Origin of the sequence: Halorubrum sp. SS7, assembly GCF_005435055.1 — an archaeon.
Taxonomy (GTDB): Archaea; Halobacteriota; Halobacteria; order Halobacteriales; family Haloferacaceae; genus Halorubrum; species Halorubrum salinarum.
The window spans coordinates 1-17,951 of the sequence record NZ_SGXV01000019.1; the positions used below are offsets into that span (position 1 = coordinate 1).

At 71.7% G+C, this 17,951-nt stretch carries 18 protein-coding genes and 1 pseudogene; 11 read left to right on the plus strand and 8 right to left on the minus strand.

Annotated features, from left to right (window positions below; all coding sequences use genetic code 11):
- Positions 1-459, minus strand: a pseudogene (locus tag EXE44_RS14190) (hypothetical protein); the annotation flags it as partial.
- A 150-nt stretch (positions 460-609) separates the two neighbouring features.
- Between EXE44_RS14190 and EXE44_RS14195 the strand changes: the two are divergent.
- The 6 genes from EXE44_RS14195 (at position 610) to EXE44_RS14220 (ending at position 5,708) form a co-directional block, all read left to right on the plus strand.
- On the plus strand, positions 610-1,134 hold the full coding sequence (locus tag EXE44_RS14195) for a transcription factor (protein ID WP_121562726.1): 525 nt from the start codon (positions 610-612) through the stop codon (positions 1,132-1,134).
- Positions 1,134-1,829 (plus strand): DUF2110 family protein, encoded by a 696-nt coding sequence (locus EXE44_RS14200; RefSeq protein ID WP_137717689.1) that lies wholly within the window; start codon positions 1,134-1,136, stop codon positions 1,827-1,829. The genes EXE44_RS14195 and EXE44_RS14200 overlap by 1 nt, the downstream gene beginning before the upstream one ends.
- Positions 1,830-1,842: 13 nt before the next feature.
- Entirely contained in the window at positions 1,843-2,622 is a 780-nt protein-coding gene (locus tag EXE44_RS14205) for a DUF5803 family protein (RefSeq protein WP_137717690.1), read from the plus strand.
- Positions 2,623-2,692: 70 nt separating this feature from the next.
- Positions 2,693-3,391, plus strand: coding sequence for a molybdopterin-binding protein (locus EXE44_RS14210; protein WP_137717691.1), 699 nt, complete (start codon positions 2,693-2,695; stop codon positions 3,389-3,391).
- A gap of 529 nt (positions 3,392-3,920) precedes the next feature.
- Positions 3,921-5,048, plus strand: a complete 1,128-nt coding sequence (locus EXE44_RS14215) for an ATP-NAD kinase family protein (RefSeq protein ID WP_137717692.1) — start codon at positions 3,921-3,923, stop codon at positions 5,046-5,048.
- 96 nt (positions 5,049-5,144) lie between these two features.
- Complete coding sequence (locus EXE44_RS14220; RefSeq protein WP_137717693.1) at positions 5,145-5,708, plus strand: maltose acetyltransferase domain-containing protein; 564 nt, start codon at positions 5,145-5,147, stop codon at positions 5,706-5,708.
- A 4-nt stretch (positions 5,709-5,712) separates the two neighbouring features.
- Here the strand turns inward: EXE44_RS14220 and prs are convergent, their stop codons facing one another.
- A complete protein-coding gene (gene prs, locus EXE44_RS14225; protein ID WP_137717694.1) occupies positions 5,713-6,573 on the minus strand; it encodes a ribose-phosphate diphosphokinase in 861 nt (286 codons plus the stop codon).
- Between the two features lie 165 nt (positions 6,574-6,738).
- On the opposite strand from prs, the gene EXE44_RS14230 reads away from it, so the two are divergent.
- The 5 genes from EXE44_RS14230 (at position 6,739) to EXE44_RS14250 (ending at position 12,132) form a co-directional block, all read left to right on the plus strand.
- Complete coding sequence (locus tag EXE44_RS14230; RefSeq protein WP_121562733.1) at positions 6,739-7,395, plus strand: HVO_0476 family zinc finger protein; 657 nt, start codon at positions 6,739-6,741, stop codon at positions 7,393-7,395.
- Positions 7,396-8,151: 756 nt separating this feature from the next.
- Positions 8,152-8,355: a hypothetical protein gene (locus EXE44_RS14235; RefSeq protein WP_121596059.1), complete on the plus strand. Its 204-nt coding sequence runs from the start codon at positions 8,152-8,154 to the stop codon at positions 8,353-8,355.
- A gap of 96 nt (positions 8,356-8,451) precedes the next feature.
- Entirely contained in the window at positions 8,452-8,757 is a 306-nt protein-coding gene (locus EXE44_RS14240; protein ID WP_137717695.1) for a putative quinol monooxygenase, read from the plus strand.
- A 105-nt stretch (positions 8,758-8,862) separates the two neighbouring features.
- A complete protein-coding gene (gene ggt / locus EXE44_RS14245) occupies positions 8,863-10,521 on the plus strand; it encodes a gamma-glutamyltransferase (RefSeq protein WP_137717696.1) in 1,659 nt (552 codons plus the stop codon).
- A 210-nt stretch (positions 10,522-10,731) separates the two neighbouring features.
- Positions 10,732-12,132 (plus strand): ABC transporter substrate-binding protein, encoded by a 1,401-nt coding sequence (locus EXE44_RS14250; protein ID WP_137717697.1) that lies wholly within the window; start codon positions 10,732-10,734, stop codon positions 12,130-12,132.
- Between the two features lie 75 nt (positions 12,133-12,207).
- Here EXE44_RS14250 and EXE44_RS14255 read toward each other — a convergent pair whose 3' ends face one another.
- From EXE44_RS14255 to lipA, 6 genes are all read right to left on the minus strand, one after another.
- On the minus strand, positions 12,208-12,600 hold the full coding sequence (locus tag EXE44_RS14255; protein ID WP_137717698.1) for a hypothetical protein: 393 nt from the start codon (positions 12,598-12,600) through the stop codon (positions 12,208-12,210).
- Between the two features lie 89 nt (positions 12,601-12,689).
- The gene (locus tag EXE44_RS14260; protein ID WP_235681694.1) at positions 12,690-13,484 is read right to left on the minus strand and encodes an ABC transporter ATP-binding protein; all 795 of its coding nucleotides are present in this window, start codon (positions 13,482-13,484) and stop codon (positions 12,690-12,692) included.
- Positions 13,481-14,383 carry an ABC transporter ATP-binding protein gene (locus EXE44_RS14265; RefSeq protein WP_137717699.1) on the minus strand — a complete coding sequence of 301 codons (903 nt, stop codon included), beginning with the start codon at positions 14,381-14,383 and terminating at the stop codon, positions 13,481-13,483. The genes EXE44_RS14260 and EXE44_RS14265 overlap by 4 nt, the downstream gene beginning before the upstream one ends.
- Positions 14,376-15,719, minus strand: coding sequence for a branched-chain amino acid ABC transporter permease (locus EXE44_RS14270; protein ID WP_137717700.1), 1,344 nt, complete (start codon positions 15,717-15,719; stop codon positions 14,376-14,378). The genes EXE44_RS14265 and EXE44_RS14270 overlap by 8 nt, the downstream gene beginning before the upstream one ends.
- On the minus strand, positions 15,716-16,837 hold the full coding sequence (locus EXE44_RS14275) for a branched-chain amino acid ABC transporter permease (RefSeq protein ID WP_137717701.1): 1,122 nt from the start codon (positions 16,835-16,837) through the stop codon (positions 15,716-15,718). The genes EXE44_RS14270 and EXE44_RS14275 overlap by 4 nt, the downstream gene beginning before the upstream one ends.
- Positions 16,838-16,940: 103 nt before the next feature.
- On the minus strand, positions 16,941-17,879 hold the full coding sequence (gene lipA / locus EXE44_RS14280; protein ID WP_137717702.1) for a lipoyl synthase: 939 nt from the start codon (positions 17,877-17,879) through the stop codon (positions 16,941-16,943).
- Positions 17,880-17,951 lie beyond the last annotated feature (72 nt).

A 17,951-nucleotide genomic window follows, 5' to 3' on the forward strand; every position in this document is an offset into this window, starting at 1 on the left:
GAGCGCGTGGCGCAGCGCGGCGTCCCGGTCGGCCTTCGGGAGGGCGAGCAGCCGCGTCGAGACCACCAGCCGCGACCCGCGGTAGCCGTCCGCGACGGCGACGTTCGCGGCGTCGACGCGGACCGCGGTCACCTCGGGCGGGTCGACGCCGACCTCGGCCGCGAGCGACGCGACCCGGTCGGCGACGAAGTCGGCGCGGCGCTCGTCGAGGTCGGCGTCGGGGAGCCGCGCGATCCGCCTGTCGACGAGGACCGGGCCGAGCAGCGCGGACGCCGCCGGTCCGACGACGGCCGCGGCGAGCAGGCCGCCGGCCGCGCCGAACGGGAGCGCGCCGAGGCCGCCGGGGCCGAGCAGCGCGGCGAGCGCGACAAGCGGCACGGCCGCCAACACCGTCGGGACGGCGAGGAGCGCGAGGGCGCCGAGCGCGCGTCGCCCCCGCCCGTCCACCGAGTCAGCCATACGGGCGAGTGTGAGCCACGGCCCGTAAAGCTCTGCCGGACCGGCGGGTCGGTCGGCGGCGGACCGGACGCCGTTCGGCGGGGCGGAGCGGGAGCGTCGCGACCGCGCCTTTCGGAGGTTTTAACCGGATTCCTCCACCAGTTTCCCGTAATGGCTTTTGAGGATCTACTGAACGACCCCGTCATCCAGAAGTACCTCCACGAGCTGGTGGGGCCGACGGGGATGCCGGTCGCGGCCGCGCCGCCCGACGGCGAGGTCACCGACGAGGAGCTGGCCGAGGAGCTCGGCTTGGAGCTCAACGACGTGCGGCGCGCGCTGTTCATCCTGTACGAGAACGACCTGGCGACGTACCGCCGCGTCCGCGACGAGGACTCCGGGTGGCTCACGTACCTGTGGACGTTCCACTACGACAACATCCCGGAGAACCTCCAGGAGGAGATGTACCGGCTGCTCGAGGCCCTAGAGGAGCGCGAGGAGTACGAGCGCACCCACGAGTTCTACCTCTGTGAGGTGTGTTCGATCCGCTTCGAGTTCGGCGAGGCGATGGACTTCGGCTTCGAGTGCCCCGAGTGCGGCTCCCCCCTCGACGCGATGGACAACGACCGGCTCCGCGACGCGATGGACCAGCGCATCGCGGCGCTTCGCGACGAGCTCAACGTGGACGTGACCGGCTGATGGTCGTCCTCGCAACCAAGTGCTACGTCGAGGGCGACGCCCGCGACCGCGCGCTCGACGGCATGCACTCGCTCGTCGCCAACGACGTCGGCGAGCTCGACGTCGACTGGCAGGTGGGCGTGCGCGACGACGGCTTCGTCCAGGTCGACGTGACCGGCGAGGACGCGCCGGTCGCGCGCAACGTCCTCGCGGAGACGTGGGGCGAGATCGTCGCCCACGACGGCGGGCTCGACGCCGGCGAGGAGTACGTCGGCACCCTCGAGTCGTGGGACGACGTCGGGTTCACCCTCGACGCCGGCGTCGACGTGTTCGTGCCCGCCGACGAGCTCGGCCTCGGCGTCGGCTCGCCGGAGCAGGTCGTCGAGCGGTTCGGCCTCGTCCAGCACCTACCCATGCGGTTCGTCTACGGCGGCGACGCCGGCGACCCGGACGCGGAGCCGTCCCGGCTGGCCGACGCCGAGCGCGACCGCCTGTACGACTGGCAGCGCGGCGACGGCCGGGTGAACGTCAACTCGGCGACGCGCGGCGAGACGCGCGCGACGGTGAACCGCGCGGGCCACGCGCAGGACATCGTCACCGTCGAGCGGCTCGGACTGCTGGAACAGAGCATCGTCTGCGCCGAAGGGACCGACCCGCCGGGACTGCTCGCCGCCATCGGCTCGTACCTCCCGGCCGAGATGCGCTGTGTGGTCTAACCGGAGGTAACACGTGAACAGACGCTTCGCGCTCGCGGCGGCGGCGATCGCCCTCCTCGCGGTCAGCGCCGGCTGCCTCGGCTACGCGACCGGCGGCGGCGAGGTGACGAACGAGACGCTGGACGCCGAGCCGCCCCGCGAGTACGACTTCGACACGGACCGCGACGCCGCGTTCGAGCTCTCGACCGACGCGCGCTACACCGTCGTGTACGCGGTCGGCGACAGGGAGGAGATCCGGCTGTACGAGCAGACGCCGTACGCGGGCGACCAGCCGCTCGAGTTCGAGGCGTTCCGGTACCGGTACCCCGACGGCGAGGTGATCACGGGCAGCGAGTTCCGCGCCCGCGGCGGGGAGATAGAGCGGACGACCGACGAGACGTGGGTCCGCTTCGCGGACGACATGAGCGGCGGCCGGGTGGCGTTCTCGGGCGCCGGGTCGCCGCGCCGGTTCACCATGCGCGCGTACGTCGAGGGGTCGTACGCCGTGACGCTCCCGCCGGGCTTCAGCACCGAGTTCCCGGTCGTCGGCCACGTGTCGCCGCGCGACCACGCGGTCGAGACGGTCGGCGACCGCGACCGGATCGTCTGGGAGGAGGTGTCCCGCGGCTCGATCGTCGTCCAGTCGTACCGCGAGGGCGACCTGCTGGTGTTCGGCGTCATCCTCCTCGTTGGCGTGGTCGCCGCGGCGGCGGGGACGCTCTACTTCAGGCGACAGCTGGAGGCGCTCCGCCAGCGCCGCCGCGACCTCGGCCTGGGCGTCTACGACGACGAGGACGACGACGGCTGGCTCTGACGCTCGCGTCGAGCGCGGTCCGTTCGCCGCCGCCGCGGTCCTTTTCTACCGCGCGCCGCTTGAACTGGGTATGAACGCCGCCGTCGTCACCGTCGGGGACGAGCTCCTCGTCGGAGACACCGAGAACACGAACGCGACCTGGCTCTGCGACCGGCTCGACGCGCGCGGGGTCGCCGTGCGGCGAGTGACCGTCGTGCCGGACGAGGTGAGCGAGATCGCGCGCGTCGTGAACGAGTACCACGCCGAGTACGACGCGGTGATCGTCACCGGCGGCCTCGGGCCGACGCACGACGACGTGACGATGGAGGCGGTCGCGGCCGCGTTCGGCCGCGACCTCGCGGCGAACGAGGAGGCGGCCGCGTGGCTCGCCGAGCGGGGGTACAGCGGCGGCGACCTCGCGGCGGAGACGACGCACCTCCCGGCGGACTGCCGCCCGCTGCCGAACGAGGCCGGGGTCGCGCCGGGCGCCGTCGTCGAGTCCGTCTACGTCCTCCCGGGGGTGCCCGGAGAGATGAAGGCGATGTTCGAGCGGGTCGAAGCGGAGTTCGCGGGGACGCTCACCCACGTGCTCACGGTCGACGTGGACGAGCCGGAGAGCGAGCTGCTCGACCGGTTCGCGTCGCTGCGCGAGCGGTTCGACGTGCGCGTCGGCTCCTACCCGGGCGAGGTCGTGACGGTGAAGATCACCGCCGAGAGCGAGGCGGAGGCCGAGCGCGCGGCGGCGTGGATCCGCGAGCACGCGGACGCGGTCGGGGAGCGGTCCGCCTGAGCGGCCGAGAAGCGATCGGCCGGAGCGGTCGGTGCGATGGAGAGCGGCCGAGGAAGAGGCGGCCTAGCGGTACAGGTACGCGACCCACACGGCGACGAGCGCGAGGCTCGCGAGCAGGACCACGCCCGCGGTCGCGCTGATCGGCAACGGCTCCGTCACGGCGGCTTCGAGGATCATGTCTCGCGGTTGTTCTGGGGGCGTCTTAAGTATTGATTCTCCGACGGAGTCCGTCGGCGCGAGACCGAGGACGGTCCCGAGACTGCGTCACAGGGGTTCGAAAACGGGACCGGAAGGCGTGGGCGTGTGGCAGCTACCGAGGGAGGGATCCAGTCCCGGTGAGACGAGCGGCTGACGTCGCCGATGGCGGGCTCGTTCCATCGGCGTCTACGACGACGAGCGGACGCCTGTTGGTTCCCGTGTCCGCGTGTTGAGGGGCTTTATGAACCGTTCGAGTGAGTCGCCGGGCGGCCGCCCGCGCGCCGCGACCGGACGCGGCTCGCTTAAGAGGCCGGCGCGGTGAACGTCGGGCATGCACGTGGGGATCGCGGTGAATCCTGTCGCCGGCATGGGCGGCCGCGTCGGGCTGAAGGGCACCGACGGGAAGGTGGCGGAGGCGGTCGAGCGCGGCGCGGAACAGCGCGCGCCCGAGCGAGCGCGCCGCGCGCTGGACCGGCTGGCCGCGGTCGCGTCCGACGCCGTCGTGTCGGTGGCCGCGGACCCGATGGGCGAGTCCGTCGTCCGCGAGGCCGGCTTCGAGCCGGCGCGGGTCGTCGACCCCTTCGATGGCGACGCGCCGGGACCGACCGACACGACCGCGGCGCACACGGCAGCGGTCGTGCGGGCGTTCGCCGGGCTCGACGGGGACGGCGCGGTCGACGGCGACGGGACCGCCGCTCCGGTCGACCTCGTCTTATTCGTCGGCGGCGACGGCACGGCCGCGGACGTCGCGGGCGCGCTGGAGGGAACCGACGTGCCGATGCTCGGCGTCCCCGCCGGCGTGAAGGTGTACTCGTCGGTGTTCGCGGTCTCGCCGGAGGACGCCGCCGAGGTCGCCGCCTCGTTCTCGCGGACGGAGCGCCGCGAGGTGATGGACATCGACGAGGACGCCTACCGGGAGGGGGAGGTGAGCCCGACGCTGCGCGGCGTCGCGCACGTCCCCGTCGCCGAGGACCTCCAGTCGTCGAAACAGACCGCGAGCGGGACCGTCGAGTCGCTGGCGGAGGGCGTCGCGGCCGACGTTCGCGAGCGCGACGGGGAGGGCGTCACCTTCGTCCTCGGTCCGGGGTCGACCGTGGGCGCGATCAAGGACGAACTGGGGTTCGAGCCGTCGCCGATCGGCGTGGACGTGTGGCGGGACGGCGAGGTGGTCGCCCGCGACGCGACGGAGGCCGAGATCATCGACGCGCTCGGCGAGGAGAACGTGATCGTCGTCTCGCCCATCGGCGGCCAGGGGTTCGTCTTCGGCCGCGGTAACCCCCAGATATCGCCGGCCGTGATCCGGCGCTGCGACCTCCGGATCGTCGCGTCGCGGGCGAAGCTGGACGACGTGCGCGCGCTGCGCGTCGACACCGACGACCCCGCCCTCGACGAGGAGCTCGCGGGCTGGGTCCGCGTCCGCGTCGGGAAGTTCGAGACGCGGATGATGAAGATCGTCTGAGGCGGGCGGCCGCCGCCCGGCCGCCCCTCGGCCCCCGCGCCGCTCCCGGGCGCGGCGACGGACAGCCCTTTTGTCGCTCGCCGCGGCGGGAGGCGTATGGGACGCGAGAAGGAGCGGATGCTCGCCGGCGAGGCGTACGACCCGTCGGTCCCGGAACTGGTCGCCGACCGGCGGCGCGCGCAGGAGCGCTGCCGGCGGTACAACGCCACCGCCCCGACGGAGACCGACCGTCGAGAGCGACTGCTCGGGGAGCTGTTCGGCGAGGTGCGCGGCGACGCGACCGTCGCGCCGCCGTTCCGCTGCGACTACGGGTACAACGTCGGCGTCGGCGACGGCTTCTTCGCGAACTACGGCTGCGTCTTCCTCGACGTGGCGCCGGTCGCGTTCGGCGAGAACTGCCTGCTCGGCCCGGGCGTCCACGTGTACACTGCGACCCACCCGATCGACCCCGACGAGCGGGCGGCCGGGGTGGAGTTCGGCGACCCCGTCGCGGTCGGCGACGACGTCTGGATCGGCGGGCGAGCGGTGATCACGCCGGGGGTCGAGATCGGCGACGGCGCGGTCGTCGCCGCGGGCGCCGTCGTGGTCGACGACGTGCCGGCGCGGACGGTAGTCGGCGGGAATCCGGCAGAGGAGATCCGCGAGATCGGCGACGGGTGATCCGTTACGGGGAGTCCAGCGCGTCGGCGACGGCGGGCGCGGCGCTGACGACGCTACAGCCGCGCTCGACGGTGTCGCTGCCGACGATCCGGTCGACGCCGGCGGCGCGGAGCTTCGTCACCGCGTTGGCCGCGAGGACCGGGTGGACGCAGGCGGTCAGCACGCTCGCGGCGCCGCGGTCGGTGAGGACCGCGACCGACTCGCTCATCGTCGACCCGGTCGCGATGATGTCGTCGACGACGACCACGTCGCGGTCGGCGACGGGCGCGTCGGAGGGGGACACCGCGACGGCGCCCGTCTCGCGGTCGCGGTGCTTCTCGAAGTAGTCCGTCTCGCCGGCGCCGTAGGCGTCGCGGACTGTGGCGGCCACGTCGATCGCTCCCTCGTCGGGCGCGAGGAACAGGGGGTCGTCGAGGTCGTCGGGAAGGGGATCGGCGAGGGCGCCCGCGGCGTCGACCGCCTCGGCGGGGACCTCGAAGAAGTCGGCGACGGTCGCCTCGTGGGGGTTGACGAGGACGACGCGGTCAGTGCCGGTCGAGATCGCCCGCGCCATCGCGCGGGCCGAGACCGGCTCCCCCTCGCCGAACGAGGCGTCCTGTCGGGCGTATCCCATATAGGGGACGACGGTGGTCACGTCCGTCGCGCCGGCCTCGCGGACGGCGTCCTGGAGCTGGAGCAGTTCGACCCACGCCTCGTCGGAGTCGGTCGCGGCGACGATCACGGCCTCCTCGGCGTCGAAGTCGGGCACCGCGGCGAGCCCCTCCCCGTCGGGGAACCGGTCGTACGTCGGGGTCGCGAGCGCCCGGTCCGTCTCCGCCGCGAGCGCGGCCGCGAGCTGCTGCGAGCTGGACCCGGGTACTATCATGGGCGACCGTTCCGCGGACTCCGGTAAACCAGTTTCCTTACCGCGCGGACTCGGCGGCGCGCGCGGCCGCGGAACCGCGACGGCGCCGCCGCGCGCCACGCGAGCGCGACCCACACCGCCCCCACAGGGGCGGATATTTACGGGCGCGGCGGGTACGAGCGCCCAATGAGCGACACCGAAGCCGGCGCGCGCGTCGGGCTCCCCTGTCCGTCGTGTTCGCCCGCCGAGCCGACCGTCCACGAGGTCCTGAGCCCGGGCGGGCAGGCCACCGTCCGCTGTACCGAGTGCGACCACACCCACAAGGCCGAGATTCCGGAGGAGGAGACCGTCTCCGTGACCATCGTCGTCTCGCAGGACGGCGACTCGTTCACGACGACGATGGACGTGCCCGCCGAGGGCGACGTGGCCACCGGCGAGGAGTTCGTCGTCGACACCGACGACGCGCTGATGCAGGTGCGGATCACGGGGATCGAACTCGGCCCCGAGAATCGCGCCGAGGAGGCCGACATCACCGACGTGGAGACGCTGTGGACCCGCGCGGTCGACAACGTCGCGGTCCCGGTCACCCTCCACCCGAAGGACGGCGACGCGGACCAGACGCGCTCGCTCCGGGTGAACGTCCCCGGCGACTACGAGTTCACCGTCGGCGAGACGACGGAGTTCGGCGACGAGGAGTTCACCGTTGAGGGGCTCCAGATCCGCGAGGACGCCCCCGAGTACCGCCACGAGAAGCTCGACCACGCCGGCGACCTCGCCTACGCGAAGGACCTCAAGCGGGTGTACGCCCGCGACGAGACGCTCACCGCGTGGTCGGCCTGGTAGGGCGGCCCGGCACCGCGCCGACCGCGGCGCGGTCGATCCGCCCCGTGCGCCCCGCCCGGCGATCCTCATACTAACATAAACAATTATGAAGGATACGCCCCTTGTCGGATCCGTGCCACCCGTAGTACACGACTGACGCACGCTCGACGGCGGGGACGACGACCGGTCCCGGCGGTCCGAGCACGCGCGAGGCGACGGAGACCGAACCGGCGACCGACCGATCGGGTCCATCGACCAGTCCGACCGAAGACGGCGCGACCACCGACGCCGAGGATCTCCCGACCGCCGCCGAGGCGGTCGCGAACGCGGCGGCGACGTTCGACCCGTCCGACACCCGGCGGATCGCGAACGGCACCGACCGCTGGAACGAGTACGCCGGCTCGTCGCACTGACGGCGCGGCCGGATCCTTTTATTCGACGGCGCGACTACCGACGAGCGGCCGATGACGAACCACCGCTCCGAGCCGGACTCGGCACCCGGCGACGACGAGCCCTATGAGTGCCGAGGCCGACTTTCGATCACGGGGTGTCGAGGCAGCCAGCGACGCCTGCGAACCGCGTCTGTCGCCCGCTGAGAGGACGGCGTCGTCCGAGCGACGCCGGAGTTCCGCCGCGTCTCGAGGGGACATCGACCGCTCCGGCCCACACGCGGAGACGCCGGCCACTCGGGACCGCCGCACCGAGCGGTTGGCGGCTACCGCTCGCTGAACGACAGTCGAGACAATCGTTTTCAGGCCGCCGCGTGATTCCGCGTTCATGGACCACCGCTGTCCCGACTGCGGCGTCACGATGGAGGAGGTCGAGTTCAGCATGGGCGACGCCTGGAACGCGCACGTCAAGACCGGCGAGAAGCGGTCGGGGCTGCTCGGTAAACTGGGAATGAACGAGCGCAAGGAGCTGACGACGGTGATGTGTCCCGAGTGCGGACTGGTGCGCCACTACGCCGAGTTCGAGGAGTGAGCGGGCCCGTCGGTGCCCGCGACGACCCGCTCCGCGACCGATCGGATCCCCGGTGTCACGGGTGTTTTACGGCTCCCAGCCCGCCGATCCACTGGAATGTCCGACTCCGAGTACGCGCTCCAGGCACGGCTCGAAGCGAAACCCGAGAAGGCCGACGAGGTGGCCGCGTTCCTCGAAGGCGCGCTCCCGGCGGCCGAGGCCGAGGAGAAGACGACGACGTGGTTCGCGCTGCGGCTCGACGAGACCACGTTCGGTATCTTCGACACGTTCCCCGACGAGGAGGGCCGGCAGGCGCACCTCGACGGCGAGATCGCCGCCGAGCTGATGGACCGGGCCGACGAGCTGTTCGTCGAGGACCCCCAGATCGACGAGATCGAGGTCCTCGCGGCCAAACACTCCTGAACCGCCGGACGGGAGGAGCGAACGCCGACGGGGGCAGGGTACGCCTCTCGAACACCGGATAGATCCGGTCGGTGGTTTATTCTCCCGGGCGCCGGACGGGTTCGTATGGAGCCAGACTTAGACCGGTTCACGTCGCGCCGATCGACCGTGTACGGTCAGCGCGGCGTGGTGGCGACCAGCCAGCCGCTCGCCAGTGAGGCGGGGATCGAAGTCCTCCGCGAGGGCGGGAACGCGTTCGACGCGGCGGTCGCGACCGCGGCCGCGCTGAACGTCGTCGAGCCCACCTCGACCGGGCTCGGCGGCGACGTGTTCGCGCTGTACCGGACCGCAGACGGCGAGGTCGGCGCGATGCGCTCGTGCGGCGGCGCCCCCGCGGACGCGACGATAGAGAACGTCAAGGCGGCGCTCGCCGAGGACGACGACGCCGACTCGTACTACCCCGACGACGGCGGCTACGCGGTCGACGACGCCGGCGAGGCCGGGATGCCGTTCTACGGCCCGCACGCGGTCACGGTGCCCGGGACGGCCCGCGGCTGGGAGGCCACCGTGGAGGAGCTGGGCCGGCTCACCCTCGCGGACGCGCTCGCCCCCGCCATCCGCTACGCGACCGAGGGGTACCCGGTGTCCGAGGTCATCGCCTCCTACTGGGCGAGCGCCGACGCGCTCTTCACCGACGACCACGCCCGCGAGGCGTTCCTCTTCGACGGCGAGCCGCCGGGCGTCGGGCAGACGGTGACGCTCCCGCGGCTCGGCGAGTCGATGCGGCGGATCGCCGAGGAGGGCGCCGACGTGGTGTACGAGGGCGAGATCGCGGAGGCCATCGCCGACGAGGTCCAGTCGCAGGGCGGGTTCATGACCGTCGACGACCTCGCCGACTTCGAGGTCGAGTGGCCGGACCCCGTCTCGACCAGCTACAACGGCGCCGAGGTGTACGAGCTCCCGCCGAACAACCAGGGACTGATCGCCCTGGAAGCGCTCAACGTCGCGAGCGAACTCGGCGCCGGCGAGTACGACTACGACTCGCCCGAGCGCGTCCACTACTTCGCCGAGGCGATGAAGCGGGCGTTCCACGACGGGCACCGCTACATCACCGACCCCGAGTACGAGTCGATCCCGCCGCTCGCGTCGAGCGAGTGGGCGAGCGAGCGCGCCGCGGGCGTCGGCGAGACGGCCTCGCACGACGTCTCCTTCGGCGTGCCGAACGCGAACGCCGAGGACGCCGACACCGTCCTCCTCACCGTCGCGGACGAGGCGGGCAACGTCGTCTCGTACATCAACTCCCGGTTCGCCGGCTTCGGCTCCGGGCTCGTCGCCGGCGACACCGGCATCGCCTTACAGAACCGCGGCGCGTCCTTCTCGCTCGACCCGGACCACCCGAACAGCCTCGAACCCGGCAAGCGGCCCTTCCACACGCTCATCCCGGGCGTCGTCCGGTTCGACGAGGACGACTGGGCGGCGTTCGGCGTGATGGGCGGGTACATGCAGCCGCAGGGCCACGTCCAGGTGATCTCCAACCTCGTCGACTACGGGATGCCGCTCCAGCGCGCGCTCGACGAGCCGCGGTGGCGCTACCGCGAGAGCGGCGAACTGGCGCTGGAGCCGCACTTCGACGACGACGCCGCGGCGAAGCTCGTCCGCAAGGACCACGACGTGCGGACGCTCTCGCCCGTCATGTTCGGCGGCGCCCAGATCGCGCGGAGCCGGGACGGGGTCCTCTCGGCCGCCACGGAGCCCCGGAAGGACGGGAACGCGCAGGGGTACTGAGGCGGACGCGACCGCGCCCGGCGGCGACGACCAGTCTCCTATCAGCGAGCGGGTACGACGCGCCGCTCGCGGCCGGCCGCCGATCGGCGAACCTGTCGGTAGAGCGCACGCGGACGCGACGGAGCCGGTCTGACGCGTCCGAATCCCGGTGCTGTGGTATTTGTGACCGTGGATACACTTATAACGGCTCGTATGGTATACGCTCACAGAATGAAGCGAAGAATCCAGCGACGCGACGTACTCAAGGGCGCCGGCGCGGTCGGCATTGCGGGGCTCGCGGGTTGCTCGACGGAGAGCGGTGACGGCGGCGACGGCGGGGACGGATCGGACGGGTCCGACGGCGGCGACGGGATGGACGGCGGCGACGGCAGCGACGGGTCCGACGGCGGCGACGGCGGGGACCAGAACAACGTCCCCGACGCCGTGATGGTCGTCGGCTTCCCGCAGTCCGGGATCCAGCTGTTCCGCGACTTCTACTCGGAGTTCGCCGACAGCGCGCCCGACCTCGACATCATCGTCCCCGACGGGCTGATCGACAGCGACCTGCCCGGCGAGGTCGACAACGACATGAACAACGTCATCGGCACCGCGCCCTCCGCGGGCGGCCCCGGCGCGGAGTTCTTCACCGAGTCGTATCAGGAGGCGTACGGCGAGGAGCCGGGCGTGTTCACCGCGCAGGCGTACGACGCGATGGCGGTCGAGATCCTCGCGGCGACCGCCGCGGGCGAGAACAGCGGCCAGGCGATCCGCGACCGCGTCCGCACCGTCGCCAACCCCGGCGGCGAGGAGTTCGGCCCCGCGGACCTGCCCGAGGCCGTCGAGACGGTCGCCGGGGGCGACCCAGTCCACTACGTGGGCGCGTCCTCCAGCGTCAACTTCGACGCCAACGGCGACATCGCGACCGCGGCCTACGACATCATCGACTTCCAGGACGGCGACCTCGTCACGCTCGACACCGTCGAGTTCGGGAACGAACTCAGCGAGGAGGACCGGAACGCGACCGCGGCCGACCCCGTGGGCGTCGACTCGTTCACCGCCCGGATCGGCGTGTTGATGCCGGAGACGGGCGACCTCGGCCCGCTCGGCGTCCCGATCCGCGACGGCGCGCTGCTCGCGGCCACACAGGTCAACGACGCCGGCATCAACGTCGACGTCGAGACGAGAGTCGAGGACACGCAGACCGACCCGCAGGCGGGGATCTCCGGCGCGAACGCGCTCGTCAACGCCGGCTTCGGCGCGGTCGTCGGCCCGGCGTCGTCGAACGTCAACCTCCAGGTCTCGGACCAGGTGTTCATCCCGAACGGCGTCGTGGGCATCTCGCCGTCCTCGACCGACCCGAACGTGACGGACTTAGAGGACAACGGCTACATCTTCCGGACCGCGCCCTCCGACCTGCTCCAGGGGCCGGCGATGGCCGACCTCGCCGTCGGCGACACCGTCGGGGCCTCGTCGTCCGGCACGCTGTACCTCAACGACGCATACGGCCAGTCGCTGGAGGAGGCGTACGTGAACGCCTTCCAGGAGCGCGACGGGACGATCACCCAGCGCGTCTCCTTCGAGCCGAACCAGGCGACGTACACCAGCCAGTGGTCGAGCGTCCTGAACCAGTAGGGAACCGACCGAACCGTTCTCGATTTTTTCCTCCCGCGTGAGCCGCGGCGCTGGGCCGCGCGACGGAGCGCGTCGTCACCGCGAGGCAAGGACGCCCGGCTCTCGAACGTCGAAGGTGAGCCGCTCGCTCCCGTCGCCGTCGGGGACGAAGTGGACGTGGCCCTGATCGGTCAGCCTGGACCCGTCCTCGTAGGCCCGGTAGCGGACGAGGTACCGCCCGACCTCGGCGACCGCGTCGCGCGTCGCCTCGCCGCCGGGGGCCACGTCGAGGGCGGACTCGTACGCCCGCGCCGCCGGCTCCGGGGTGTCGTCGTCGAAGAACCCTATCTCGACGGTGTAGGTCGCGTCCGTCTGGTTGAACACGGTCAGCCCGACGCGCTCGGCATCGGAGGAGAGACGCGAACAGCCGCCGAGCGAGCCGACCGCCGCGACGCCGACAGCGCCGAGGACCGCTCGTCGAGAGGGCACGGCCTCACTGCGACGGCGCACCTGATAAGCCTTCCCCGAGCGGCGGACGACCGCGGTTCAGAGCCGCGCGAGCCGCGGTCGACCGCGGTTCACCCGCCGAGGAAGTCGCGCCGCACGTCCTCGTCGGCGAGCAGCACGTCGCCGCGGTCGGTGTAGCGGTTCGCGCCGTTCACCAGCACGTAGCCGCGGTCGCAGCGGCGCAGCGCCTCCTTCGCGTTCTGCTCGACCATCAGCACGGCCGTCCCGCTCTCGTTGATCCGGTCGATCCGGTCGAACATGTCGGCGACGAGGTCGGGGGCGAGCCCCGCCGAGGGCTCGTCGAGCAGCAGGAGGTCCGGGTCGAGCATGAGCGCCCGGCCCATCGCGACCATCTGCCGCTGGCCGCCGGAGAGCGTCCCCGCCTTCTGGTCGCTGCGCTCCCGGAGGATCGGGAACCGGTCGTAGATCGTCTCGATCTGGTCTTCGGGCACCTCGTCGAGGATGTAGGCGCCCATCTCAAGGTTCTCGCGGACGCTGAGCCCGGGGAACACGTTGTCCGTCTGCGGGACGAAGCCGATCCCCTCGCGGATGATCTGCTCGGGCGCGAGCCCCTGGATCTGCGCCCCCTCGAACTCGACGGTGCCGCCCATGTGCGTCGTGAGCCCGAAGACGGTCTTCATCACCGTCGACTTGCCGGCCCCGTTGGGGCCGACGATGGTCACGTACTCCTCGTCGGCGACGTCCAGGGCCACGTCGGAGAGGATCTGGAGGTCGCCGTAGCCGGCGTCGAGGTCCCGGATCCGGAGGATCGCGTCCCCGTCGATCGTGTGGGTCGTTCCGGCGGCCGCGTCGGCCGCCGGCTCGTCGGCGTCCGCCGCCTCGCCCGCCGCGCCGTCGGCGGTCATAGGTCCTCCCCCAGGTACGCCTCGATGACTCGCTCGTCGTTCCGTATCTCGTCGCCGGTCCCCTCGGCGAGCACGCTGCCCTGATGCATGACGATGACGCGTTCGCAGTTGTTCATGATGACGTCCATGTCGTGTTCGACGAGCAGGAAGGTGTAGCCGTCAGCGCGCAGGTCGTGGACCCGGTCCAAGAGCTTCTCCTGGAGGGTCGGGTTGACCCCGGCGAGCGGCTCGTCGAGCAGCACCATCTCGGGGTCTGTCATCAGCGCGCGGGCCATCTCCAGCAGCTTCCGCTGGCCGCCGGAGAGGTTCCCCGCGTGCTCGTGCGCGAGGTGGTCGATCTCGAAGAACTCCAGCGTCTCCCAGGCCCGCTCGCGGATGTCGGTCTCCTCTTCGATCACCGCGCCGCGGAGGCCGGGCGTCACGGCCCGGATCGCGGACTCGCCGACCTGGCCCTGCGGCGCGAGCATGAGGTTCTCCAGGACGGTCATCTCGGAGAGCTCCCGGGCGATCTGGAAGGTCCGAACCAGCCCCTTGCGCGCGATCTCGTGGGGCCTGAGCCCGGTGATGTCCTCGCCCTCGAAGGTCACCGTGCCCGCGGTCGGCTCGTGGACGCCGGTGATACAGTTGAACGTGGTCGACTTCCCGGCGCCGTTCGGCCCGATGAGGCCGGTCAGCGACCCGGCCTCGACCTCGAAGGAGGCGCCGTCGACGGCGGTGACGCCGCCGAACCGCTTGACGAGCCCCTCCACGCGGAGCGGGGGCGCCCCGGACGGGACGTGCTTCGCGGCCTCCTCGACCGCGCTGTCGTTCGCCTCGGGTTCGTCCTCGGGGGCGTCCGCCGCGTCGACCGCGTCGGCGACCCGGGCCGCGTCGTCCGCCTCCGGAACGTCGCTACTCATCGGCCTCACCCCCGTCGGGCCGCTCCGAGAGGTCGACGGCCGCGGCCGTCTCGATCCGGTCGCCGAGGATCCCCTCCGGGCGCCGGTGGATGATGAACACCAGGACCAGCCCGAGGAAGACGAACTGGAGCGGCGCGATGTTGTCGGTCGCGTACGCGAGGAACGTCACCGGGTCGAGCGAGACGACCGCGTCGGCGAACGACGGCGGCGTCTCCGCGTCGATGAGGCCGCGGACGACCCCGCCGACGCGGCGCGGCCCCTCGAACAGGACCGCGGCGAAGACGATGCCGCCGAGGACCGAGCCGGTGTTCGACCCCGACCCGCCGATGATCACCGCGATGAACACGTAGAACGTGAGCAGGGGGCGGAACTGCGGCGTCGGCGAGACGTTCCCCTGGCTGCCGAACCAGAGGATGCCCGCGAGCCCCATCAGCGCGCAGCCGATGACGAACACCTTGATCTTCACGAGGTTCACGTCCTTGCCGAGCGAGTCGGCGACGAGTTCGTCCTCCCGGATCGCCTTCATCGTCCGGCCGAACGGCGAGCGGCCGAGGCGTTCGACCAGGAGGTAGAACCCGACTAGGAAGGCGGCGAGGACGGCGATGTACCCCCAGCCGATGAGGATCGGGTTGGAGATGCCGAGCCCGTCGGCGCCGAAGACGCCGAAGACGAACTCGCCGAACGCGGTCGGCGTCCCCGCCTGCCCGTCGACGAGGAACAGCTCGCGGACCGGGTTGTCCGGCATGCCCATCCCGCGACCGCCGCCCGTCCCGGCGCCGACCGTGTCGCGCAGGAAGTTGTCGAAGGCGCTCGACTGGAGCGACAGGCGGATGATCTCCGAGAGCCCGAGCGTGACGATGGCGAGGTAGTCGGCCTTGAGCCGCAGCGCGGGCAGGGCGGCGACGGCGCCGAGCACCGCCGCCATCGCGACGCCCGCGGCGATCCCCACCGGGAGCGGCAGGCCGAGTCCGGGCGGGCCGAACGCGGGGTCCGGCGAGCGGACGACCATCCCCATCGTGTAGACGCCGACGGCCATGAAGCCGGCGACGCCGATGTTGAACAGGCCGGTGTACCCCCACTGGAGGTTCAGGGCGAGCGCGGTGAGCGCGTAGACGATTCCGAGGAACGTCAGCGTCTCCATGAGCCCGACGACGCTGTTGAGCCCGTCGGTGAACGTCAGCAGCGTCGCGGCCGCGTAGATCGCGAGCAGCGTCCCGACGACGAGGCCGAGGTCGCTCTCCCGGGCGGCCTCGACGAGCGCCGCGGTCGCGCTCTCGGGCGCCTCGGGTGCGCTCGGTCCGGACCCGGAGTCGCCGGGCGCGTCGGCGTCGCTCATGTTGTCGTCACCCCGCCGAAGAGCCCCTCGGGGCGCAACAGCAGCATGAGGATCATCACGCCGAACGCCGCGGCCTGGTTGAAGTCGGACGGGATCCAGATCGTCGAGGTGGTGAACACGACCCCGATGACGAGGCCGCCGGCGATGGCGCCGTAGACGGAGCCGATCCCGCCCAAGATCACGGCCGCGAAGATCAGCAGGAGCAGGAGCCAGCCGAAGTCGAACTGGATCGTCCCGCGGAGCAGGACGTAGAGGTAGCCGGACGCGCCCGCGAGCCCGCCGCCGATGATCCACGTCGCGGTGACGACGCGCTCGGCCGGGATGCCGGTGATGAGCGCGAGGTCCTTGTTGTCGGCCATCGCCCGCATCGCCGTCCCGAGCTTCGTGTGCTGGAGCATTCCGTGCATCGCGAGCATCAGCCCGACCGCGGCCACGAGGATGGTGAGCTCGTGCGCGTTCACCGACAGCCCGAGCGGGTCGAACGCGAGGTTCGACTGCTCGACGCTGGCGGTGACCCCGCGCCGGTCGGAGCCGTAGCCGAACTGGAGCAGGTACCGGACGATGAGCGCCGCACCGATGGAGGCGATGAGCAGCGCGATCCCGTCGCGGTCGCGCATCGGCTTGTAGAACCCCCGGTCGAGCGCCACCGCGAGCAGCGCGGTGACGACGAACGCCGCCACCAGTCCGACGAGGATGGCGGCGGGCGTCGTGAGGATGTGCGCGCCGATGTCGCCCGGCGAGGCGTTCCCCGCGTCGCGGACGGTCAGGAGCGCGCGGACCGGCACGTCGCCGAACCCCGCGATCAGGAACGCCACGCCCCACCCGGAGAACGCGCCGACGCTGACGAGGTCCCCGTGCGAGAAGTTCGCGAACGAGAGGATGCTGTACGTCATCGAGAGCCCGATTCCGGCGAGCCCGATCACGAGGCCGATGACGACGCCGTTCCAGAGGTTCGAGCCGAGGCGGTCGACCGAGATCGACCCACCGATCGGGCCGAGGCCGACCCCCGCGAGCTTCGCCGCGAGGTCGACGAGGAGCAGACCGCCGAGGAGGGTGACGAGGAGAAGCCCCGGCCGGGCCCGCGCCGAGTCGACGATCGACGAGTCAGTTGTTCCCATGTGTACGTCTCACTGACCCAGGGTGAGTCACCGAGAGGTAAATAACTCGCTGTTCGGACAAGAATCCTCGAAACCGCCTGACAGCTGTGACGGGGGCGACGGCTCAGTCGCCGCCCGCCGCCCGCGCGTGGCGCCGCGCCGCCTCCGGCGACCGCCCCTCGCGCAGCAGCGCCTCGACGAACAGCTCGCCCGCCTTGTACGACGACCGGACCATGGCGCCCGACGCGCAGTAGAGGAAGTCGAACTCCTCCTCGGCGACCCGGCGCCACGTCTCGAAGACGTCCGGGTGGACGTACTCGAACACGTCGAGGTGCGAGCGCGAGGGCTGGAGGTACTGGCCGAAGGTGACCACGTCGACGCCGACCTCGCGGAGGTCGCCGAGCGTCCGGTACACCTCGTGGTCGTACTCGCCGACGCCGAGCATGAGGCTCGTCTTGGTGTGGATGTCGGACTCGCGGTCGACCTGATCGAGGACCGACAGGGACTGCTCGTAGTTCGCGCGCCGGTCCCGGACCGGCCACTGGAGCCGCTCGACCGTCTCGACGTTGTGCGCGATCACGTCCGGCTTCGCGTCGATGATCCGCCGGATCGCCTCCGGATCGCCCTGGAAGTCCGGGATGAGCGTCTCGACGAGCACCTCGGGGTCGCGGCGCTTGATTTCGCGTATCGTCTCGGCGAACTGCGCCGACCCGCCGTCCGCGAGGTCGTCGCGGTCGACGGAGGTCAAGACGACGTAGTCGAGTCCGATCTCGGCGACCGCGTCCGCGACATTCGCGGGCTCGTCGGGGTCGAGCGGCTCCATCCCGCCCGTCTCGACGTCACAGAAGTTACACCCGCGCGAGCAGCGGTCGCCGAGCAGCATGAACGTCGCCGTGCCGGGGCCGTCCTGCCCCGACCAGCACTCGCCCATGTTCGGGCAGTTCGCCTCCTCGCAGACCGTGTGGAGGTCGTGGTCGCGGAGGGTGGACTTGATCTCGGTGAACCGACTCCCGGACGGCGGGCGCGACTTCAGCCAGTCCGGCTTCCGGCGGCCGCGTTGCATGGTCGACCCTTGGCGTCCGAGCGCAAAAGGGTGCGGGTCGGCGGGGGTCGCGCCGCGGGCGCGACGCCTCCG